Annotated in this window: 13 protein-coding genes; 6 read left to right on the forward strand and 7 right to left on the reverse strand. The window is 34.6% G+C overall.

Translation table 11 applies throughout. The features are described from left to right. Positions 1 to 57 precede the first annotated feature (57 nt). Complete coding sequence (locus ACFSQ0_RS04930; RefSeq protein WP_379044980.1) at positions 58 to 954, reverse strand: DMT family transporter; 897 nt, start codon at positions 952 to 954, stop codon at positions 58 to 60. A 169-nt stretch (positions 955 to 1,123) separates the two neighbouring features. After that, the gene (locus ACFSQ0_RS04935) at positions 1,124 to 2,503 is read right to left on the reverse strand and encodes an NAD(P)-binding domain-containing protein (protein ID WP_379044983.1); all 1,380 of its coding nucleotides are present in this window, start codon (positions 2,501 to 2,503) and stop codon (positions 1,124 to 1,126) included. Positions 2,504 to 2,972: 469 nt separating this feature from the next. Between ACFSQ0_RS04935 and ACFSQ0_RS04940 the strand changes: the two genes are divergently transcribed. Then, positions 2,973 to 3,200, forward strand: coding sequence for a hypothetical protein (locus ACFSQ0_RS04940; protein ID WP_379044985.1), 228 nt, complete (start codon positions 2,973 to 2,975; stop codon positions 3,198 to 3,200). A 107-nt stretch (positions 3,201 to 3,307) separates the two neighbouring features. Continuing rightward, positions 3,308 to 4,492 (forward strand): hypothetical protein, encoded by a 1,185-nt coding sequence (locus ACFSQ0_RS04945; protein WP_379044988.1) that lies wholly within the window; start codon positions 3,308 to 3,310, stop codon positions 4,490 to 4,492. Here the strand turns inward: ACFSQ0_RS04945 and ytxJ are convergent. After that, complete coding sequence (gene ytxJ, locus ACFSQ0_RS04950) at positions 4,485 to 4,874, reverse strand: bacillithiol system redox-active protein YtxJ (protein WP_379044991.1); 390 nt, start codon at positions 4,872 to 4,874, stop codon at positions 4,485 to 4,487. The genes ACFSQ0_RS04945 and ytxJ overlap by 8 nt on opposite strands. A 76-nt stretch (positions 4,875 to 4,950) precedes the next feature. Then, complete coding sequence (locus ACFSQ0_RS04955; RefSeq protein WP_379044994.1) at positions 4,951 to 5,160, reverse strand: hypothetical protein; 210 nt, start codon at positions 5,158 to 5,160, stop codon at positions 4,951 to 4,953. Positions 5,161 to 5,320: 160 nt separating this feature from the next. Between ACFSQ0_RS04955 and clpB the strand changes: the two genes are divergently transcribed. The 4 genes from clpB to ACFSQ0_RS04975 all read left to right on the forward strand — a co-directional run bounded on the left by clpB (position 5,321) and on the right by ACFSQ0_RS04975 (position 12,834). After that, a complete protein-coding gene (gene clpB, locus ACFSQ0_RS04960) occupies positions 5,321 to 7,915 on the forward strand; it encodes an ATP-dependent chaperone ClpB (RefSeq protein ID WP_379044996.1) in 2,595 nt (864 codons plus the stop codon). An 89-nt stretch (positions 7,916 to 8,004) separates the two neighbouring features. Beyond that, on the forward strand, positions 8,005 to 8,529 hold the full coding sequence (locus tag ACFSQ0_RS04965; RefSeq protein ID WP_379044999.1) for a 1-acyl-sn-glycerol-3-phosphate acyltransferase: 525 nt from the start codon (positions 8,005 to 8,007) through the stop codon (positions 8,527 to 8,529). Between the two features lie 60 nt (positions 8,530 to 8,589). Next, positions 8,590 to 9,798, forward strand: coding sequence for an exonuclease SbcCD subunit D C-terminal domain-containing protein (locus ACFSQ0_RS04970; RefSeq protein WP_379045002.1), 1,209 nt, complete (start codon positions 8,590 to 8,592; stop codon positions 9,796 to 9,798). Between the two features lie 9 nt (positions 9,799 to 9,807). Beyond that, entirely contained in the window at positions 9,808 to 12,834 is a 3,027-nt protein-coding gene (locus tag ACFSQ0_RS04975) for an AAA family ATPase (protein ID WP_379045005.1), read from the forward strand. 5 nt (positions 12,835 to 12,839) lie between these two features. On the opposite strand, the gene ACFSQ0_RS04980 is transcribed toward ACFSQ0_RS04975, so the two are convergent. The 3 genes from ACFSQ0_RS04980 to rny all read right to left on the reverse strand — a co-directional run bounded on the left by ACFSQ0_RS04980 (position 12,840) and on the right by rny (position 17,482). Continuing rightward, positions 12,840 to 13,526, reverse strand: coding sequence for a M15 family metallopeptidase (locus ACFSQ0_RS04980; RefSeq protein WP_379045008.1), 687 nt, complete (start codon positions 13,524 to 13,526; stop codon positions 12,840 to 12,842). 3 nt (positions 13,527 to 13,529) lie between these two features. After that, on the reverse strand, positions 13,530 to 15,680 hold the full coding sequence (locus tag ACFSQ0_RS04985; RefSeq protein ID WP_379045011.1) for a M3 family metallopeptidase: 2,151 nt from the start codon (positions 15,678 to 15,680) through the stop codon (positions 13,530 to 13,532). A gap of 227 nt (positions 15,681 to 15,907) precedes the next feature. Continuing rightward, complete coding sequence (gene rny, locus ACFSQ0_RS04990; RefSeq protein ID WP_147862671.1) at positions 15,908 to 17,482, reverse strand: ribonuclease Y; 1,575 nt, start codon at positions 17,480 to 17,482, stop codon at positions 15,908 to 15,910. Positions 17,483 to 17,496 lie beyond the last annotated feature (14 nt).

A 17,496-nucleotide genomic window follows, 5' to 3' on the forward strand; every position in this document is an offset into this window, starting at 1 on the left:
TATTTCCGTTTATAGCAATAGCTGTAGTGAAAATAAATAAGATGTTCTTTTATTGCTTTACCGAACTGTTACAATAGGTTTTTTCTTTTTCTCTCGAATCAGATATATTCCTATTAATATTAAAATAGCACCCAACAGGTAATAAAAATTGAATTGTTCACCATCAATAACTCCCCAAATAACCGCCACAATAGGAAGCAAATAGGAAACCGTACTAGCAAAAACAGCCGAAGTATCTTGAATTAGCTTATAAAATAGAATAATACCTATAGCCGTACCAAAAATACTCAAGAAGCTTAAGTATCCTAAGGCTTCTAATGCTTCAGAAGAGAACGATACATTAAAAAAATCGGTAAACAATAAGATTATTAATGAAGGGATCATCCAGAAGGTAAAAACACTGCTGGATACTTGTATTGATTTTACGTGTTGTAATTTTAATTTGATGATTAAAGCCGATAAAGCATAGGAGGCAGACGCAAAAACCATAAGCAAGGTAAAACCAATTTGACTTTCTTGGGTACTTACTTCTGAAAAATATAATAAAGTAGCTGCCCCCAAAAAGCCAATAAATGCTCCCATTACCTGGGTTGGTTTACTTTTTATTCTAAATATTAAGAAGCCTAACATTAGAACAAAAATTGGTTCTAAACTATTTATTATTCCAGCCAGAGAACTACTTACCTTAGTTTGCGCAATAGGGAATAAAAACATGGGTAAGAAATTGCCAAAAAAACCTGCAAGAATTACCCATAAAAGATCCTTTTTAGGCATTTTACGCATAGCTGGTATACCTAATGAAGCTAATATCAATCCGCTTAAAGCGACGCGAAAGGCACCAATTTGAAAAGGATTAAAAACAAGTAAAGATTTTTTGATTAAAATAAAAGAGCTACCCCACGTAAGCGCCATTATACTCAGTAAAAACCACTTATTTTTAAGTAATGTAGGCATTGAATTTGGTTTAAAGAAAAAGGCAAAGTTAATTGTAATTATTGATTTTTTAGGTTTAAACTTAGATTTAACATCCTATTTTAATATTAGGTGCTTTGCTATTTTTTAATAAAAAAAGCCTAAAAAGAAAAATTTACTCTTTAGGCTTATATGATATTATTTAAGTAATTTACTCCGCTTTCTCTAATTCAATCTCTACTTCATCTTGAAAAGCTAAATAGCGCTCTTTACTGTCGTCGAGTTCCTCCATCCATTCGGTATGATGTTCTTCGGCCTTGGTTCCTGTTACAACACTGGTAAAAGTTTTGTCTCTATAGGTTAAGATGTTTTCTTCTTTATCGCCTAACCATTCCTTAAACATTTCGGCCACCTTATCTACATTAAAATCGGGGTAATCAGATAAACTTAACAAGTCTTTAATGTAATCTGATTGAAAATCGACAGCATCATAGCAACCATCTAAGTTGTTTAATCTTTTCAACCAATCATCCATATCTTTTCTTCGTTGGTCTTTTTCAGGAAGCACTAATTCTTCCATCATAAAATCTCTTGCCACCCAAGCTTGTGCATCAAACATATTAAAAGTATAGTATTGATCTTGCATACCCAAGTAAATCAATTGAGGTAATTCATTAAAGAAAATACCTTTATACACTTGATCTGGATATAAATTATTCTTGGTTTTTAATCTTAATTCATCTGGCAAAAATGGAAATTTATGCTGGTAACCCGTACACATTACTACGGCATCAAATTTTTCTGAAGTACCATCTGCAAAATGTGCAATATCTCCTTCAAAATGAGTAAGTAAAGGCACTTCTTTTATTCCATCTGGCCACTCCACTCCTATTGGGTTGCTTCTATAACTTAAGGTTACCGATTTGGCACCGTGCTTGTAACATTGCACCCCTATATCTTCGGCAGAATAGCTGCTACCAATTAATAATAAATTTTGATTTTTAAATTGGTCTGCTCCCCTAAAATCGTGCGCGTGCATAACACCGCCTGGAAAATCTTCAATTCCTTTAAAGTAAGGCATATTTGGCGTCGAGAAATGACCAGAAGCCACCACTAGATAATCGAATTCTTCGCTATAAGTTCTGTTTTCTTTTAAATTATCTAAAACTAAAGTGAATTTTTGATTGGCATTATTATAATCTACCCAGCGAGCCGTAGTATTAAAACGAATGTATTTTTTTGCATTACTTTTCTTAATACGCCCTTCTATATAATCAAAAAGAACTGGTCTTGGGGGATAAGAGGAAATTGGCTTTTTAAAATGTTCATCAAAAGAATAATCAGAGAATTCTAAACATTCTTTCGGACCGTTTGACCAAAGGTACTTATACATTGAACCGTGAACAGGTTCACCGTAACGGCCTACACCAGTTCGCCAAGAATAATTCCACATTCCTCCCCAGTTCTCTTGCTTCTCAAAACAAACAATTTCAGGTACCTGAACTCCATTTTTTTCTAAGGCTTCGAAAGCCCTTAATTGTGCCAATCCGCTTGGCCCTGCTCCAATAATTGCTACTCTTTTATTTTTCATCTTATAGTAATTTTTATTTATGGCTGTTACTGCCAATTTAATAATAACTTAAACTAAATATCTCTAGGACTTATAGAGGATAAGTAAAATATTTTAAATAATCAAATTATTCTAAATGAAATTAACTATTAAATATAAATAATATAATAATCTTGAATTTTAATGTAAAATATTGTGATTTTATTAATTTGAAGCCTGTATTCTATGAAAGTTTTTTAAATCTAGCTGCTTAATTTTAAGTAATAACTCATTCGCAAAAGGGCCTCTTATATTGGTGTGCTACATAATATCTCTAGCGGCTATAAAATTTATTGGAGATTTACCTAAATCAAATTGTTCTCTCCATATCATTTGGTGCTGGCTAGAACATAGAAATACCATATTTCCTATTTCAGACCAAGCGTGAGCACCTGCACACATAGGGCAATGCTCTCCAGATGTGTATAAAGTAGCTTTTAATGAGTATCTGATGTATCAACGCAAACACAAAAAGGAGATTTGCTCGATTGACTTTTTAAAATACGAGGCTATAGAGACACAAGACTATTCGAGCAAAGAACAACTTGAACAAAAAAGCAAAGCGATACAGCAAAGCATTTCTAATTTACCTCCGACCTGCCAAAAAATCCTACGATTAAAAATGAGTGGAGCAAGCCAAAAAGAAATTGCAAATGAGCATAGCTTATTAAAAACTTAGAGTAGCACTAAAACATCTTTTTTTGCTATTTTGGTCAAAAATTCGTCTTTAAATCTGGATTATTTATAAATTTAAACTTTTATTCCCCATCCAACATTAAACACACCATGAAAGTCAACTATTTAATTTATTTGTTTGCCACCCTAATTTTAATGAGTTGTAGTGGTTTAAAAAAAACCAAACAAGCCCTTAATAGTGGTAATTATGAACAGGCTATTTATATTGCTACTTCAAAATTGCAAAGAAATAAAGATAAAAAATCGAACGAATCCTACATAAAATTATTAGAGCAAGCTCACAAAAAGTTTGCTCAAGAAAAGGAAGCCCGGTTAAGGTTTTTAAAAAAAGATAAACTAAGCAATCATAATGAGGAAATTTATGACACTTACGCTCAATTAGACGCCATACAGAGAAAAATTAATGCCTTAATGCCGTTAAATTACCAAAACGGTAAAACAGCCAAATTTAATATTCGTGATTATTCTGCTGAAATTATTAAAGCTAAAAACAACTATGTAAGCGATTTATATAATCAATCGCAAACATTGCTGAATGAGACACCAAAAGAATCAGCACGACTAGCTTTTGACAAATTGCAGTTAATCAATCAACTTGCTCCAAATTATAAAAACACGATAGAATTATTAAACCAAGCACATATTCAAGGTACAGATTATATTTATTTGAGTGTTGAAAATCACAGCGATAAAGTAATTCCTAAAACTTTAGAAAAAGATATTTTAAACTTTAGCGGATATGATTTAGATAATTTTTGGCAGAGCTACCATGCTTATATCAATCCAGAAATTAACTACGACTACGGAATTCATTTAGATTTTAAAACCATTGAAATAAGTCCCGAAAAGTTAAATGAGAGAGAGGAAGTAATACAAAAAGAAATTACAATCCGTAAAGGATATCGAAAGGACAGGAATGGAAATTACCTTAAAGACAACGAAGGAAACAAAATAGAATTAAACGAAACAAAAACTGTAAAAGCTACATTATTAACTACCACTCAATTTAAAGCTATTTATGTTAAAGGTCAAGTAGATTATCTAGACACCAAAACCAATCAAGTGCTTCGTTCTTTTCCATTAGACACTGAATTTATTTTTGAAAACATTTTCACAAGATTCAATGGTGATAAGCGTGCTCTTAATAAAAAACAATTAATTTTAGCGCAAAACAATTTTGTCGGTTTCCCGACATCTGAGCAAATGCTTTTTTATGCGGCAACAAATATTAAAGAAAAATTAGCTAGCATTATTAGGCAAAATCGGTTCAATTAAGTAAGTCGGCAACAACATCGGCTTCTATTTCGTGGTGAGAAAAATGCCCTACCACTTGACTATTCTGAAGTATGATAATTTGAGGGGATTGATGCGTTACCTGAAATTTTTCGGCAATTAAGTTAGAAACTTCACGGTATTGGATTAAATCTAAAAAAAAGAAAGCTACTCGGTTAGCATCAAAATCAGCTTCAGCTTCAAAACGATTTAGAGCCATTCTACTTACGGGGCATCTTGTAGAATGTTTAAAAACAATTGCCGTTTGCTCTTTAGAAGCCTCTAATATAGCTTCGACATCACATACTTTTTTAATCTCTAGCCAATCAATTGAGGTTTTTGAATTACTCTCTTTAGCCTTTAAAAATTTATCAAAAAATCCCATATATCATTTTTAAGGTAAACTTACAAAAAATATAATAAAAGTGATTTTTGCGAGTAAATACCAAAAGTTTTTAGATTTAGGGTTTTCTTAAAACTGCTCTTCTTAAATCTACACTCGTATAAACAGAAGTTCGATAATAGACGGCTAAGCAGCTTTCGGTTTGATTGATTTGCTCAACAACTCTATTTAATGACTCACCATCTAATTTTTTGATAATCTTATTTGTAGAAACAGATAAGTTTAGTACAACAACAAGCAAGACAAGCACAACTTTAACAAGAGACATATAACTTTTTTTGCTAAATTAGAGACAAAGCGGTTGGTTTACCATACCCATAACCGGGTATATTTACGTCATTTTGTCATTAAATCAAAATAAAAAACTGACTTTTTGTCTTGATTTCGTTAAGGCATGAAATTTGTAAATTCAAATAAAAATTAAAATTATGAATCTAAACAATTTTACAATAAAATCGCAAGAAGCCATACAACAGGCACAGCAACTTGCACATCAATTGGGTCATCAACAAATTGAAAACGAGCATATATTTAAAGGAATTTCTACTGTTGATGAAAATGTTACACCCTTTATTCTAAAAAAGCTAGGAATTAACTTGGGGCTGTTTAACCAATTATTAGACAAAACTCTAGAAAGTTTTGCCAAGGTAAGCGGTGGCGATATTATGCTATCGCGAGAGGCCTCTAGAAGTTTGACTGAAGCCCAGAGTTTGGCGAAGAAAATGAACGACGAGTATGTATCTATAGAGCACCTTATTTTAGCCATTTTCAAGTCGAATTCTAAAATTGCACAAATTTTAAAAGACCAAGGAGCTTCAGAAAAAGGTTTAAAATCTGCCATAGAAGAATTACGCCAAGGTGGACGCGTAACTTCACAAAGTGCCGAAGAAACCTATAATTCGCTTAATAAATTCGCAAAAAATCTCAATGAGTTAGCCGAAACAGGAAAATTAGATCCCGTTATTGGGCGCGATGAGGAAATTCGCAGAATTTTGCAAATTCTTTCCAGAAGAACTAAAAATAACCCGATGCTAGTGGGAGAGCCTGGCACAGGTAAAACAGCAATTGCCGAGGGTTTAGCACACCGTATTGTAGCAGGCGATGTACCCGAAAATCTAAAAAATAAAATTATTTATTCTTTAGATATGGGCGCCTTAATAGCCGGAGCCAAGTATAAAGGAGAATTTGAAGAGCGACTCAAGGCAGTGATTAAAGAAGTAACTTCTAGCGATGGAAACATTGTGTTGTTCATAGACGAAATTCACACCTTAGTAGGAGCTGGTGGAGGCCAAGGTGCTATGGACGCTGCCAACATCTTAAAACCAGCTTTAGCACGAGGCGAATTAAGAGCTATAGGAGCAACCACTCTAGATGAATACCAAAAATATTTTGAGCAAGACAAGGCATTAGAAAGAAGATTTCAACGCGTTACAGTAGACGAACCCGATACAGAAAGTGCAATCTCAATACTACGGGGTATAAAAGAAAAGTATGAAACACACCATAAAGTAAGAATTAAAGACGAAGCTATTATAGCCGCGGTCGAATTATCTCAACGCTATATCACCAATAGATTCTTACCCGATAAAGCTATTGATTTAATGGATGAAGCAGCCTCTAAGCTTAGAATGGAAATCAATTCTAAACCAGAAGAGTTAGATGTACTTGATCGTAAAATCATGCAACTAGAAATTGAAATAGAGGCCATTAAACGCGAGAAAGATGAAGAAAAATTAAAATCGCTTAAAGCGGATTTAGGCAATCTTAAGGAAGAACGTAGCGAACTGAATGCTAAATGGCAAAACGAAAAAGCAATTGTAGATAACATTCAACAAGCTAAAACCGATATTGAGAATTTTAAATTAGAAGCAGAACGAGCGGAACGTGAAGGTGACTACGGAAAAGTTGCCGAGATACGCTACGGGAAAATTAAACAGGCACAAGAGCAGCTTGATAAACTGCAAAAAGAAATGGCCGAACAAAAGGCCCAAGGAACCAAAACACTAATACAAGAAGAGGTTACCAACGAGGATATTGCAGAAGTAGTTGCGAAATGGACTGGAATTCCAGTTACAAAAATGCTCCAAAGTGAACGCGAAAAACTATTACTACTTGAAGAAGAACTCCATAAAAGAGTAGTTGGTCAAGAAGAAGCTATTCAAGCAGTTAGTGATGCCATTAGAAGAAGCAGAGCGGGTTTACAAGATCAAAAAAGGCCTATCGGGAGCTTCCTTTTCTTAGGTACCACGGGGGTTGGTAAAACTGAGTTAGCCAAGGCTTTGGCCGAGTATTTATTTAATGACGAGGCTGCCATGACTAGAATAGATATGAGCGAATATCAAGAAAGACACGCCGTTAGTAGATTGGTTGGGGCACCTCCGGGCTATGTAGGCTATGATGAAGGAGGTCAACTTACAGAAGCGGTAAGGCGTAAACCATACTCTGTGGTTTTATTAGATGAGATCGAAAAAGCACATCCTGATACATTCAATATTTTATTGCAAGTACTGGATGAAGGCCGTTTGACTGATAATAAAGGAAGGTTAGCAGATTTTAGAAACACTATAATTATAATGACATCAAATATGGGAAGTCAAATTATTCAAGAAAAATTTGAAGCTAGCCAAAATACAGAATCCGCAACAGAAGCTGCTAAAATTGAAGTTCTTGGCCTGCTAAAACAGCAAGTGAGGCCTGAGTTTTTAAACCGAATTGATGATATTGTTATGTTTACTCCTCTAGATGAGCAAAATATCAAAGCAATTGTTCGCTTGCAACTAAAGGGTTTAAGCAAAATGTTAGCACAGCAAAACATTACCATAGACGCTACAGAAGAGGCTGTCAATTGGCTAGCTCAAAAAGGTTTTGACCCGCAATTTGGAGCAAGACCGGTGAAGAGAACCATCCAAAAAGAGGTTTTAAATACCTTGTCAAAAGAGATCTTGGCTGGCAAAATAAGCGCAGAGAGTATAATATTAATCGATGCTTTTGACGACCAATTGGTCTTTAGAAATAACGCCTAATAGTAATTATCATATTTTTAATAATAGCAGGTGGTTTTTCACCTGCTATTTTATTTTTATGGTATTTTTGTTTCTTTTCATTTACCTCTATGTATAAATTTATTTTTTTCAAATTACTTGGTTGGGAAATTGAGGGAGGTTTTGATCCCAAAGTTAAAAAATCAATCATCATTGTTGTTCCTCATACCAGTTGGCACGATTTCTATATTGGCGTTCTTACGCGCGGAATACTAAATATACCTATTCATTTTATTGCTAAAAAAGAACTTTTTAAATGGCCATTTGGTGCTTATTTTAAAAAAATGGGAGGTCACGCATTAGATCGTACACCAGGACAAAAAAAGGTTGATGCTATTGCTAAAATGTTTAAAAATGAAAGTGAGTTTAGACTGGCCTTGGCTCCCGAAGGAACCCGAAAGAAAGTAAACCAATGGAAGACTGGTTTTTATTTTATTGCCTTAAAGGCGAACATACCAATTATACCCGTGGCTTTTGATTACAAAAGAAAGGTAGTTAGAATAGGCACTACCTTTTACCCATCAGGAAATTTAGAGCAAGATTTGAATCGCTTACAATTGTTTTTTAAAGGAATTAAAGGCAAAACAGATTTATAGGTCTTCATTTTTTTAATTTGAAGAAAAAGTTTAACTTCCCTTCATTGGTCTAGTAATATTATGAGAATTTTACATACGGCAGACTGGCATATTGGTAAACGCTTACATAAACATTACCTATACCAAGATTTTGATTTATTCATAGGTTGGTTGTGCGATATTATTTTAGAAGAAAAAATAGAGCTTGTTCTTGTTTCTGGAGATGTTTTTGACTTGGCTAATCCTTCCGCAGAAGCTAGAAAGCAATATTACCAAGCCTTGTTAGCTATAAAGAACTTAAACTGTAAACTTATTATTACGGGAGGCAATCATGACTCCCCTAGTATGCTAGATGCACCCAAAGAATTACTTAATGCTTTAGATTTAAATGTAATTGGCGGTTTACCTGAAAAAATTGAAGACTGCATCATCGCTTTGCCTCAATCCAAAAATCCCGAAATTGTAATAGCCGCCCTACCCTATTTACGTGATGCCGATATTAGACAAGCAAGCGACGGCAATACCTATGAAGATAGACTGAAGGCGATGCGAACGGGGATTCAATTAAAATTTGATGCAGCGGCCAATTGGTGTGAAAAAAATTACAATGGAATTCCTGCTATTGCTATGGGGCACTTATATGCAGCAGGAGTAAGTACTTCTGAAAGTGAAAGAGATATTCAAATTGGTAATCAAGCCGCCTTTAAAGCCGAACAGTTTAATGGCTATTTTAAATACATTGCTTTAGGACATATTCATCAGCCTCAGCAAGTTAAAGCTAAAGTACCTACTTATTATAGCGGCTCACCTATACAACTTTCTTTTAGCGAACGCAAAGATGAGAAACGGGTTTTAATTATTGATACTGAAAAAGATTTTACTCCAAAAAGTATCACCATCCCAAAGTTTAGAAACCTAAAAAAAATCACTGGTACACTTGAACATATTAAAAACAAACTAACCAAATTAACATGGCAGGGTACGTTAACCACCTTAATTGAGATAGAGCTGCATGAAGAAAATTATAGTCTTAAAAAGTTAGCTGAACTGGATACGCTTATAAGTGATTTTAGTTTACCAAATTTTGAAATTATAAAGCACCGTGCTCAATTTAGCAACCAACAATTGCAAACGGGAGATGTGTTCTCTGGCAAGCAAAAACTTGAAGACTTAAAGCCTAAAGAAGTATTTGAGTCCCTATTAAATCAAGAAAGCTATTTACCTGAAGAACAGATTGAGTTACGACAGACTTTTGATGAATTGTATGAATTATTGCATACCACCGATTGATTCATAGCCATGAAAATTTTACAGCTAAGTTTTAAAAATATTAATTCCCTCAGGGGCGAACACCATGTCGATTTTACCCAATCGCCTTTTATTCAAAATAATTTATTTGCCATAACTGGGCCAACTGGTAGTGGCAAAACAAGCTTATTAGACGCAATCTCGTTGGCGCTATTTAATCAAGTACCAAGATTAGGCAAACTAAGCACCACAGAGGTTATAAAAAAAGGAGCTATTCTTACCCGGAATCAAACAGATGCATACGCTCAAGTTACCTATTCTTGTGAAAGTGGAATTTTTGCCTCCCGTTGGGAAATTTCAACCGCAAGAACAGGCAACTTGCGCGATTATGAAATGCGTATCATCTCTTTAAAAGAGGATAAGACCTTAGATTTAAAAAAAAGTGAGGTGCCCAATCATAATGAAAAGTTAATAGGCTTAAATTATGAGCAATTCATTAAATCGGTAGTCTTGGCTCAAGGTGAATTTGCCAAGTTTTTACAGGTTAATAAAAAAGACCGTGGCGCCCTTCTAGAGAAAATAACAGGAACGGGAATCTACAGACAATTAGGACAATTAGCATATAGAAAATACGGTGAGTTAGAAAAACAAATACAGAACCAGAAAGAAAAGATAAACACCTTCAGCGAACAGTTAATCTCTGATGAAGTGTTTAAACACAAAAAAAAGGAAGCGGCTGAAAAGCGAAATCTTAAAAAGAGAATTGCCAAAAAAATAGATGATTTAAAGGAACAAATAAGAATAAAGGAACAAAGCCAGGCAATTCTTAAAAATTTAGTCGAAACTGAGAACAAATTAAATGAGCACAACCTTAAACTTGAAAATTTTAATAAAGAAAAAGGTTTAGCACTTAAAAAGCATCTAGCACTACAGGCTACAGTTACAGAAATTAACGAAGAAAAAAACCTGAGTGTTCGCTTGGGTGACATCACTAAAAAAATTGATAGTAATCAAAATAGTATTCAACAAAATCAGAAAGAATGGCAAGAAAATCAAAATCTTTTTCAATTAAAATTCAAACTAAACAGCACGGCTTCAGATTTTGAAAATCATCTCCAACAGTACAAACAACACATTCGTAATCTAGAGTCAAACCGTCAAAAAACCTTGAATGACTTTAAAAGCTTGGTCAATCAAATTACGTTTAATCTAGAGCCCTTATCTATTCTATTAAAAACCAAAAATCCTCAGCTTACCAAAGCAGAAACTGTAGATATTTTTAGGAAAAATCAGGTTGAATTAAAAGCACTCGAGCAGAAATTTAGTTTTGACACCATAAATGATTTGGATCATGAAGATAGGCAAATTACCCTTCGTTTAAATAAAATCCGTCAAGCGGAATTAAATTATTTACGTTTTCTCGATATTCAGAAAGACATTAAACAGAAGCAAGAAGAGAAATTAACAAAAGAAAAAAGCATAGCCTCGAGTCCCCAAACCATTACTATCGCTAAAAAAGAAATAGAAAAGCTTGAATTGCAATTGGACAATGAAGAAAAAGAGGAAAAAATTGCCTTTTTACAAAAGAAACTAAGTCATTACCGCGAAGAGTTGCAAACGGGTGAGCCATGCCCCCTGTGTGGAAGTTTAGATCATCCATTTGCCAATCATACACCATTACAAAAAACGGAAAAAAACTTAATAGCCTCATTGAAGGAGAAAATTAAACATCATCAGCTTCAATTAACAAAACAACAAGCAGAGTTTAAAGCTGCAAATGAGAATTTAGAAGCTATACATAATACAATTCAAACCAAGCAAAAAGAACTCAACGCTGAAAGGCAAAAATTTGAGGAATTATTTTCAAAAGACATTAATCAAATCCGTGCAAACGATTTGAAAAATTCAGTAAAATTACTCGAAGAGCGACGAGAAGAATTAAAAAAATACACGTTAATAAAGCAACAACAAAAAGGGCTTAAAAAGGCAATTGAAGATTTAAACAGTTTAGCGAAACTATTGGACAATGGTAGGGCTATTAAAAAGCAAATAGAACAACAATTTAATGGGGAGAATTTCGAAAATGAAATTGAGCAAGCCGAAAAACAATATTATAAGTTAAATCAAGAACTTTTTCAATTAAAATCGACTCAAGAAAGCCTTAAAAAAGAGCAGGATGTTTTAAGTATAAAGCATAAAAATTTGGTAAGCGTGTTAATCCCTCAACTGTCAAAATTAGGCTACAAAAGCGTAGAAACAGCCAGAGAAGATTTATTAAACCATTCAGAGTTTAAGGAATACCAAGAAAGACAGGAGAACTTAAAACGTGCTATTTTAACTTTAGAAACAAGTTTAACAGATTTACGCAATCAAAACAAAAAACTTGAAGCGAACACCAGTGTTTTAAGTCTAGACGAATTAAAAAAATCGCTGGAAGAACATCAGCATACAATGCACTTGAATGACGAGTCTTTAAACGAATTAAATCACGTACTCAAAAATCAAACTACTTTTATAGAAAAGATAGAAGAGCTTCAAGCAGAAATTAAAGCCCAAACTAAAATTAACAAACGCTGGAAGATAATGCGAGATTTAATTGGCGATGCTACCGGTAATAAATTTAATGATTATGCTCAAGATTTAACATTAAGCCAATTATTAATTTTAGCTAACAAACGCTTAACCCATTTGACCGATAGGTATAAAATGGATAAGCCCCTCTCTCAAGAAGATGATAGTTTAATTGCAATCGACCAGCATATGGGTGGCCAACGCAGGTCTATTAAAACCTTATCGGGTGGTGAAACCTTTTTAATGAGTTTGGCTTTGGCTTTAGCCTTGTCTGATTTAGCTTCACACAAAGTAGAAATAAACAGTCTTTTTATCGATGAAGGCTTTGGAACGCTTGATCCCGAAACTTTAGATCAAACCCTAGACACGCTTGAATTGTTACAAGCCAAATCAAATAAAATGATTGGTATTATAAGCCACGTAACCAGTTTAAAAGAGCGTATATCAACACAAATACAAATCAATCAAAACGGTCAGGGCTACAGTAGTTTAAAAATAATTGGATAATAGGGTTATCTCACGATAAAGTCAAAATAAGTAGAAGGAAAAGGCTCATTTTTAAGCGTATAATGCCACCATTCTTTTGCATAAGATAGAAAACCAAATTTTCTCATCCCAACTTTTAGCATTTTTCTGTTCTTCTTCTGGATTTTGGTTAACCCTTTGGCATTATGATGAGAAATTTCATCAAAAAGATCATAGGGGCCACCCATATCTAATTCTTTACCAGTTTTTAAATCTACCAGTGTTAAATCGATGGTACTACCTCTTGAATGCCCAGATTTTGTTGCGATATAACCCAAAGCGAATAATTTTTCCTTATCTAATCCTGGGTAAAATTCGCTCTTCATCAAGGTATCTTCGCTTATTTTTGACCAATCAAAAAACTGATCTACGGCTCGCTGCGGGCGATATGCATCGAACACCTTAATAATATATCCTTTGGCTAAAAAATATGCACTAGCCTGTTTTAATTGCTTTATGGCTTTTTTAGACATTATCGCTTGTGGTTGCTTATAACCTTTGATGGGTCGCCCTACAAAGTTATGCTTACCCGCGTATCTAATGTCTAAGATTATTAAATCTACATGCTCATCTATATAAGCAAACTCGGGCGGAATTTTATTGTTCTGAGTATAGAGTATACTTGAAAATAGAATTCCGCACAGAATAAGCAAATATTTTTTTCTTAAAACCAATTTTTAATTTTTGGTTTTTTTAGCAAATCCGCGGTCACGCAAAAGCGCTTCCACATCGGCCTCTTTTCCTCTAAATAGCTGATAAGCTTCGGCGGGATCGATAGCATTTCTAGGGGCAAATAAATAACGAACCAATTTATCTGCTAGTTGTTCATCATAAAATCCGCCAGGAGCTTCGGCAAAAGCCTCTGCCGCATCTGATGTAAGCACATCTGCCCACAAATAGCCATAGTAGCCGGCAGCATAGCCCTCGCCTGCAAATATATGCCCGAAATGCGGCGTGCGATGACGCATAACTATTTGTTCTGGTAAACCAAGGCTGTCTAATGTCTTCTTTTCAAAATCAGCTATATCTATATCGGTAGGGTCTGTCATATGCAGTTTCATATCTATCAGTGCCGATGCTAAGAATTCTGTTGTGGCAAAGCCTTGGTTAAAGGTAGCGGCTTGTTTAATTTTGGCTACTAATTCTTGAGGGATAACTTTATCTGTTTTATAGTGCCGCAAGAATCTATTTATAACCTCATCTGTAGATAGCCAACGCTCTAATAACTGCGATTGAAATTCGGTATAATCACGAACCCCTCCATTTAAAGTTGGGTAATCTACTTTGGCCGATAAAAAGTGAAGCGCATGACCAAATTCGTGAAAAAAGGTTTCGGCATCATCCCAAGAAATCAAAACAGGTTCTCCTGGCGCAGGTTTAATAAAGTTAGAATTATTCGATGCTAAAACAGGCTTATTACCTTCTAGCTTGGTTCTACTTCGATAAGTAGTAGCCCAAGCTCCCGAGCGTTTTCCTTGTCTTGCATACGGATCTAAGTACCAAAGCCCAACTAAATTATTACTATCTTTTTGCCGCACTTCATAAACTTCAACATCTTCATGAAAAACAGGAACACTGCCTTCTTTCACGGGCTCAAATTGATAGCCAAACAATTCTTCGGCAGTAAAAAACAGAGCTTCTTTTAGGTTGTCAAGCACTAAATATTGTTTGATTTCTTCACCATCTAAATCATATTTTTCTTTTCTTACTTTTTCGGCATAGTAGCGATAATCCCAAGGCTTAATTTGAATTTCGTGTCCCAGTTTATCGGCTAATTTTTGCATATCGGCAACTTCCTCTTTGGCTCTATCTACCGCCTTTGGCCAAACATTCAGCATTAATTCCATTGCAGCTTCAGGTGTTTTCGCCATACGATTTTGCAACCTCCAAGAGGCATAATTATCAAATCCTAATAATGCCACTCGTTCATCTCTTAATTTTAAAATTTGAGCAATTATATTCTTGTTATCATAGGTGTCATTGTTGTCGCCACGGGAATAATAATTCTTCCAAACCTTCTCTCTTAAATCTCGATGTTCTGAATAAGTTAAAAAAGGATCTATTGACGATCTTGTATTCACAATAGCATAGACTCCTGGTTTTCCTTGCTTTTCTGCCGTAGTAGCAGCTGCTTTTATAAATGAATTAGGAAGACCATCTAACTGATCTTTAATTAAAAAGACAACATAATTTTCCTCATCGGCTAATACGTTGTTTGAAAAATCGGTATAAAGTGCAGATAACTCCTTTTGAATTTGTGCATAGCGTTCTTTATCATTTTTTGACAAATTGGCACCATTCATAGTAAATCGCTCATAAATTAAATTTAGTGTGCGCTGTTTTTGCTCGTCAAGCGGATTTTTTTGTGCGTTATCATAAACTTGCTTAATCCTTTTAAACAAGTTTTCATTTTGGAGAATATTAGACTGATATTCGGCTATTTGAGGGGCTAAATCCTTTTGTACGGCTCTAAATTCTTCTGAGGATTTATTGCTGCTATATATACCATAGTAAGTAAAAGCTCTATCTAAAGCCTTACCCGCTTTTTCTATGGCTACAATAGTGTTTTCAAAATTCGGTTCACTTTCTAGATTGCTTATACTATCTAATTCTTTTAGGTGTAAAGCCATACCTTGCTTAATAGCAGGTTTGATTTGGTTCACCTTCATTTTGTCAAAAGCCGGTACACCTTCATAAGGCCCTTCCCAGTCATTTAAAAGCACTGCTTGATTCAAGGTTTCTTTTTCTTTTCTAGGTTGTTGAGAATTTTCTTGGCAAGCACCAAATAAAATTAAAATGGCTATACCTATTCCTGTTGTTGTTTTCATTTTACTTTTTAAAGCTAAAGATACTGTATTTTTTGTGGATATAAAATTAAGTGAGTCGCTACAATAACATATAAACAGCTATTAAATATCACCTTTCTATTTCTAATCTTCGCCTTCTATTTCTTATTTCGAAAAAGCTTCAATGGCGGGTTTTTTTGAGTTTTTTAAATAAAAAATCCACCTTAAAATACATTTAAAGTGGATTGATGTATTTGAAAAGCCTTTGCTTATTTTGCAATATTGACTGCGCGGGTTTCCCGGATTACGGTAACTTTTACCTGACCAGGATAAGTCATATCGGTTTGAATTTTTTGTGAAATTTCAAAAGACAAATTTGAAGCCTTCTCGTCATTCACTTTCTCACTCTCAACAATTACACGTAATTCTCGACCAGCCTGAATCGCATAGGCTTTTTTAACGCCATTAAAACCAAAAGCTATATTCTCAAGATCCTTTAAACGTTGAATATATGAATCTAGGACCTGTCTTCTAGCTCCCGGTCTTGCTCCACTAATTGCATCACACACTTGTATGATTGGCGACAATAAAGAAGTCATTTCTATTTCATCGTGGTGAGCTCCTATAGCATTACAAACATCTGGTTTTTCACCATATTTTTCTGCCCACTGCATTCCTAAAATAGCGTGTGGTGTTTCTGTTTCGGTTTCGGGCACTTTACCAATATCATGTAAAAGTCCGGCTCTTTTAGCTAATTTAGGATTTAAACCTAACTCAGAGGCCATAACACCACAAAGTTTAGCCACTTCTCTTGAGTGTTGTAGTAAATTCTGACCATAAGAAGATCGATACTTCATTCGGCCTACCGTTTTGATCAATTCTGGGTGCAAACCGTGAATTCCTAAATCGATTACAGTACGTTTTCCTATATCAATGATTTCTTCTTCAATTTGTTTTTTGGTCTTTTTAACCACTTCTTCTATACGTGCCGGATGAATTCGACCGTCGGTCACTAATTTATGCAACGAAAGTCTAGCAATTTCTCTTCTAACCGAATCAAAGCAAGATAGAATAATAGCTTCTGGGGTATCATCTACAATAATCTCTACTCCAGTAGCGGCTTCTAAGGCTCGTATATTTCTTCCTTCTCTACCAATAATTCGGCCTTTAACATCGTCGCTCTCTAAGTTAAAAACCGAAACGCAATTATCTATAGCTTCCTCGGTTCCTATACGCTGTATAGTACTAATTACCACTTTTTTGGCTTCTTGTTGAGCTGTCATCTTAGCTTCCTCTATAGTGTCTTGTATAATAGCCATCGCATCGGTTTTTGCCGACTCTTTTAGCGATTCGATGAGTTGAGCCTTAGCATCTTCTGCACTTAATCCACTAATCACCTCTAATTGTTTTACCGTACTTTGGTGAATCTTGTCTATTTCCTCTTGCTTTTTTTCCAAATAAGAAGTTCTGTAGTCGTAATCCTTAAGCTTAGCTTCTAAATCTTTGTTTAACTTCTTGTTTTTTGAAAGTTCATTTGATACTTGAGATTCTTTATCCCGTGTTCTTTTTTCTGCATCGGCTATTTTTTTATCACGAGATAAGATTACTTTTTCGTGTTCAGCTTTTAGCTCAATAAATTTCTCTTTAGCCTGAAGTATTTTATCTTTCTTTTTACTTTCTCCCTCGGCATTTGCCTCTTTTACAATGGCAAGGGCTTCTTTTTTTGCTTCGGCAACAATCGAATTAGCATCTTTTTCTTGATTTGACTTTAACCAAAAATAAACCGCAATTGCACCTATGATAACACCCCCCAGGGCGCCAATAATAATACTTAATATTTCCATAATTGTTATATATA

The organism is Mesonia sediminis (assembly GCF_042684705.1).
Lineage (GTDB): Bacteria > Bacteroidota > Bacteroidia > Flavobacteriales > Flavobacteriaceae > Mesonia > Mesonia sediminis.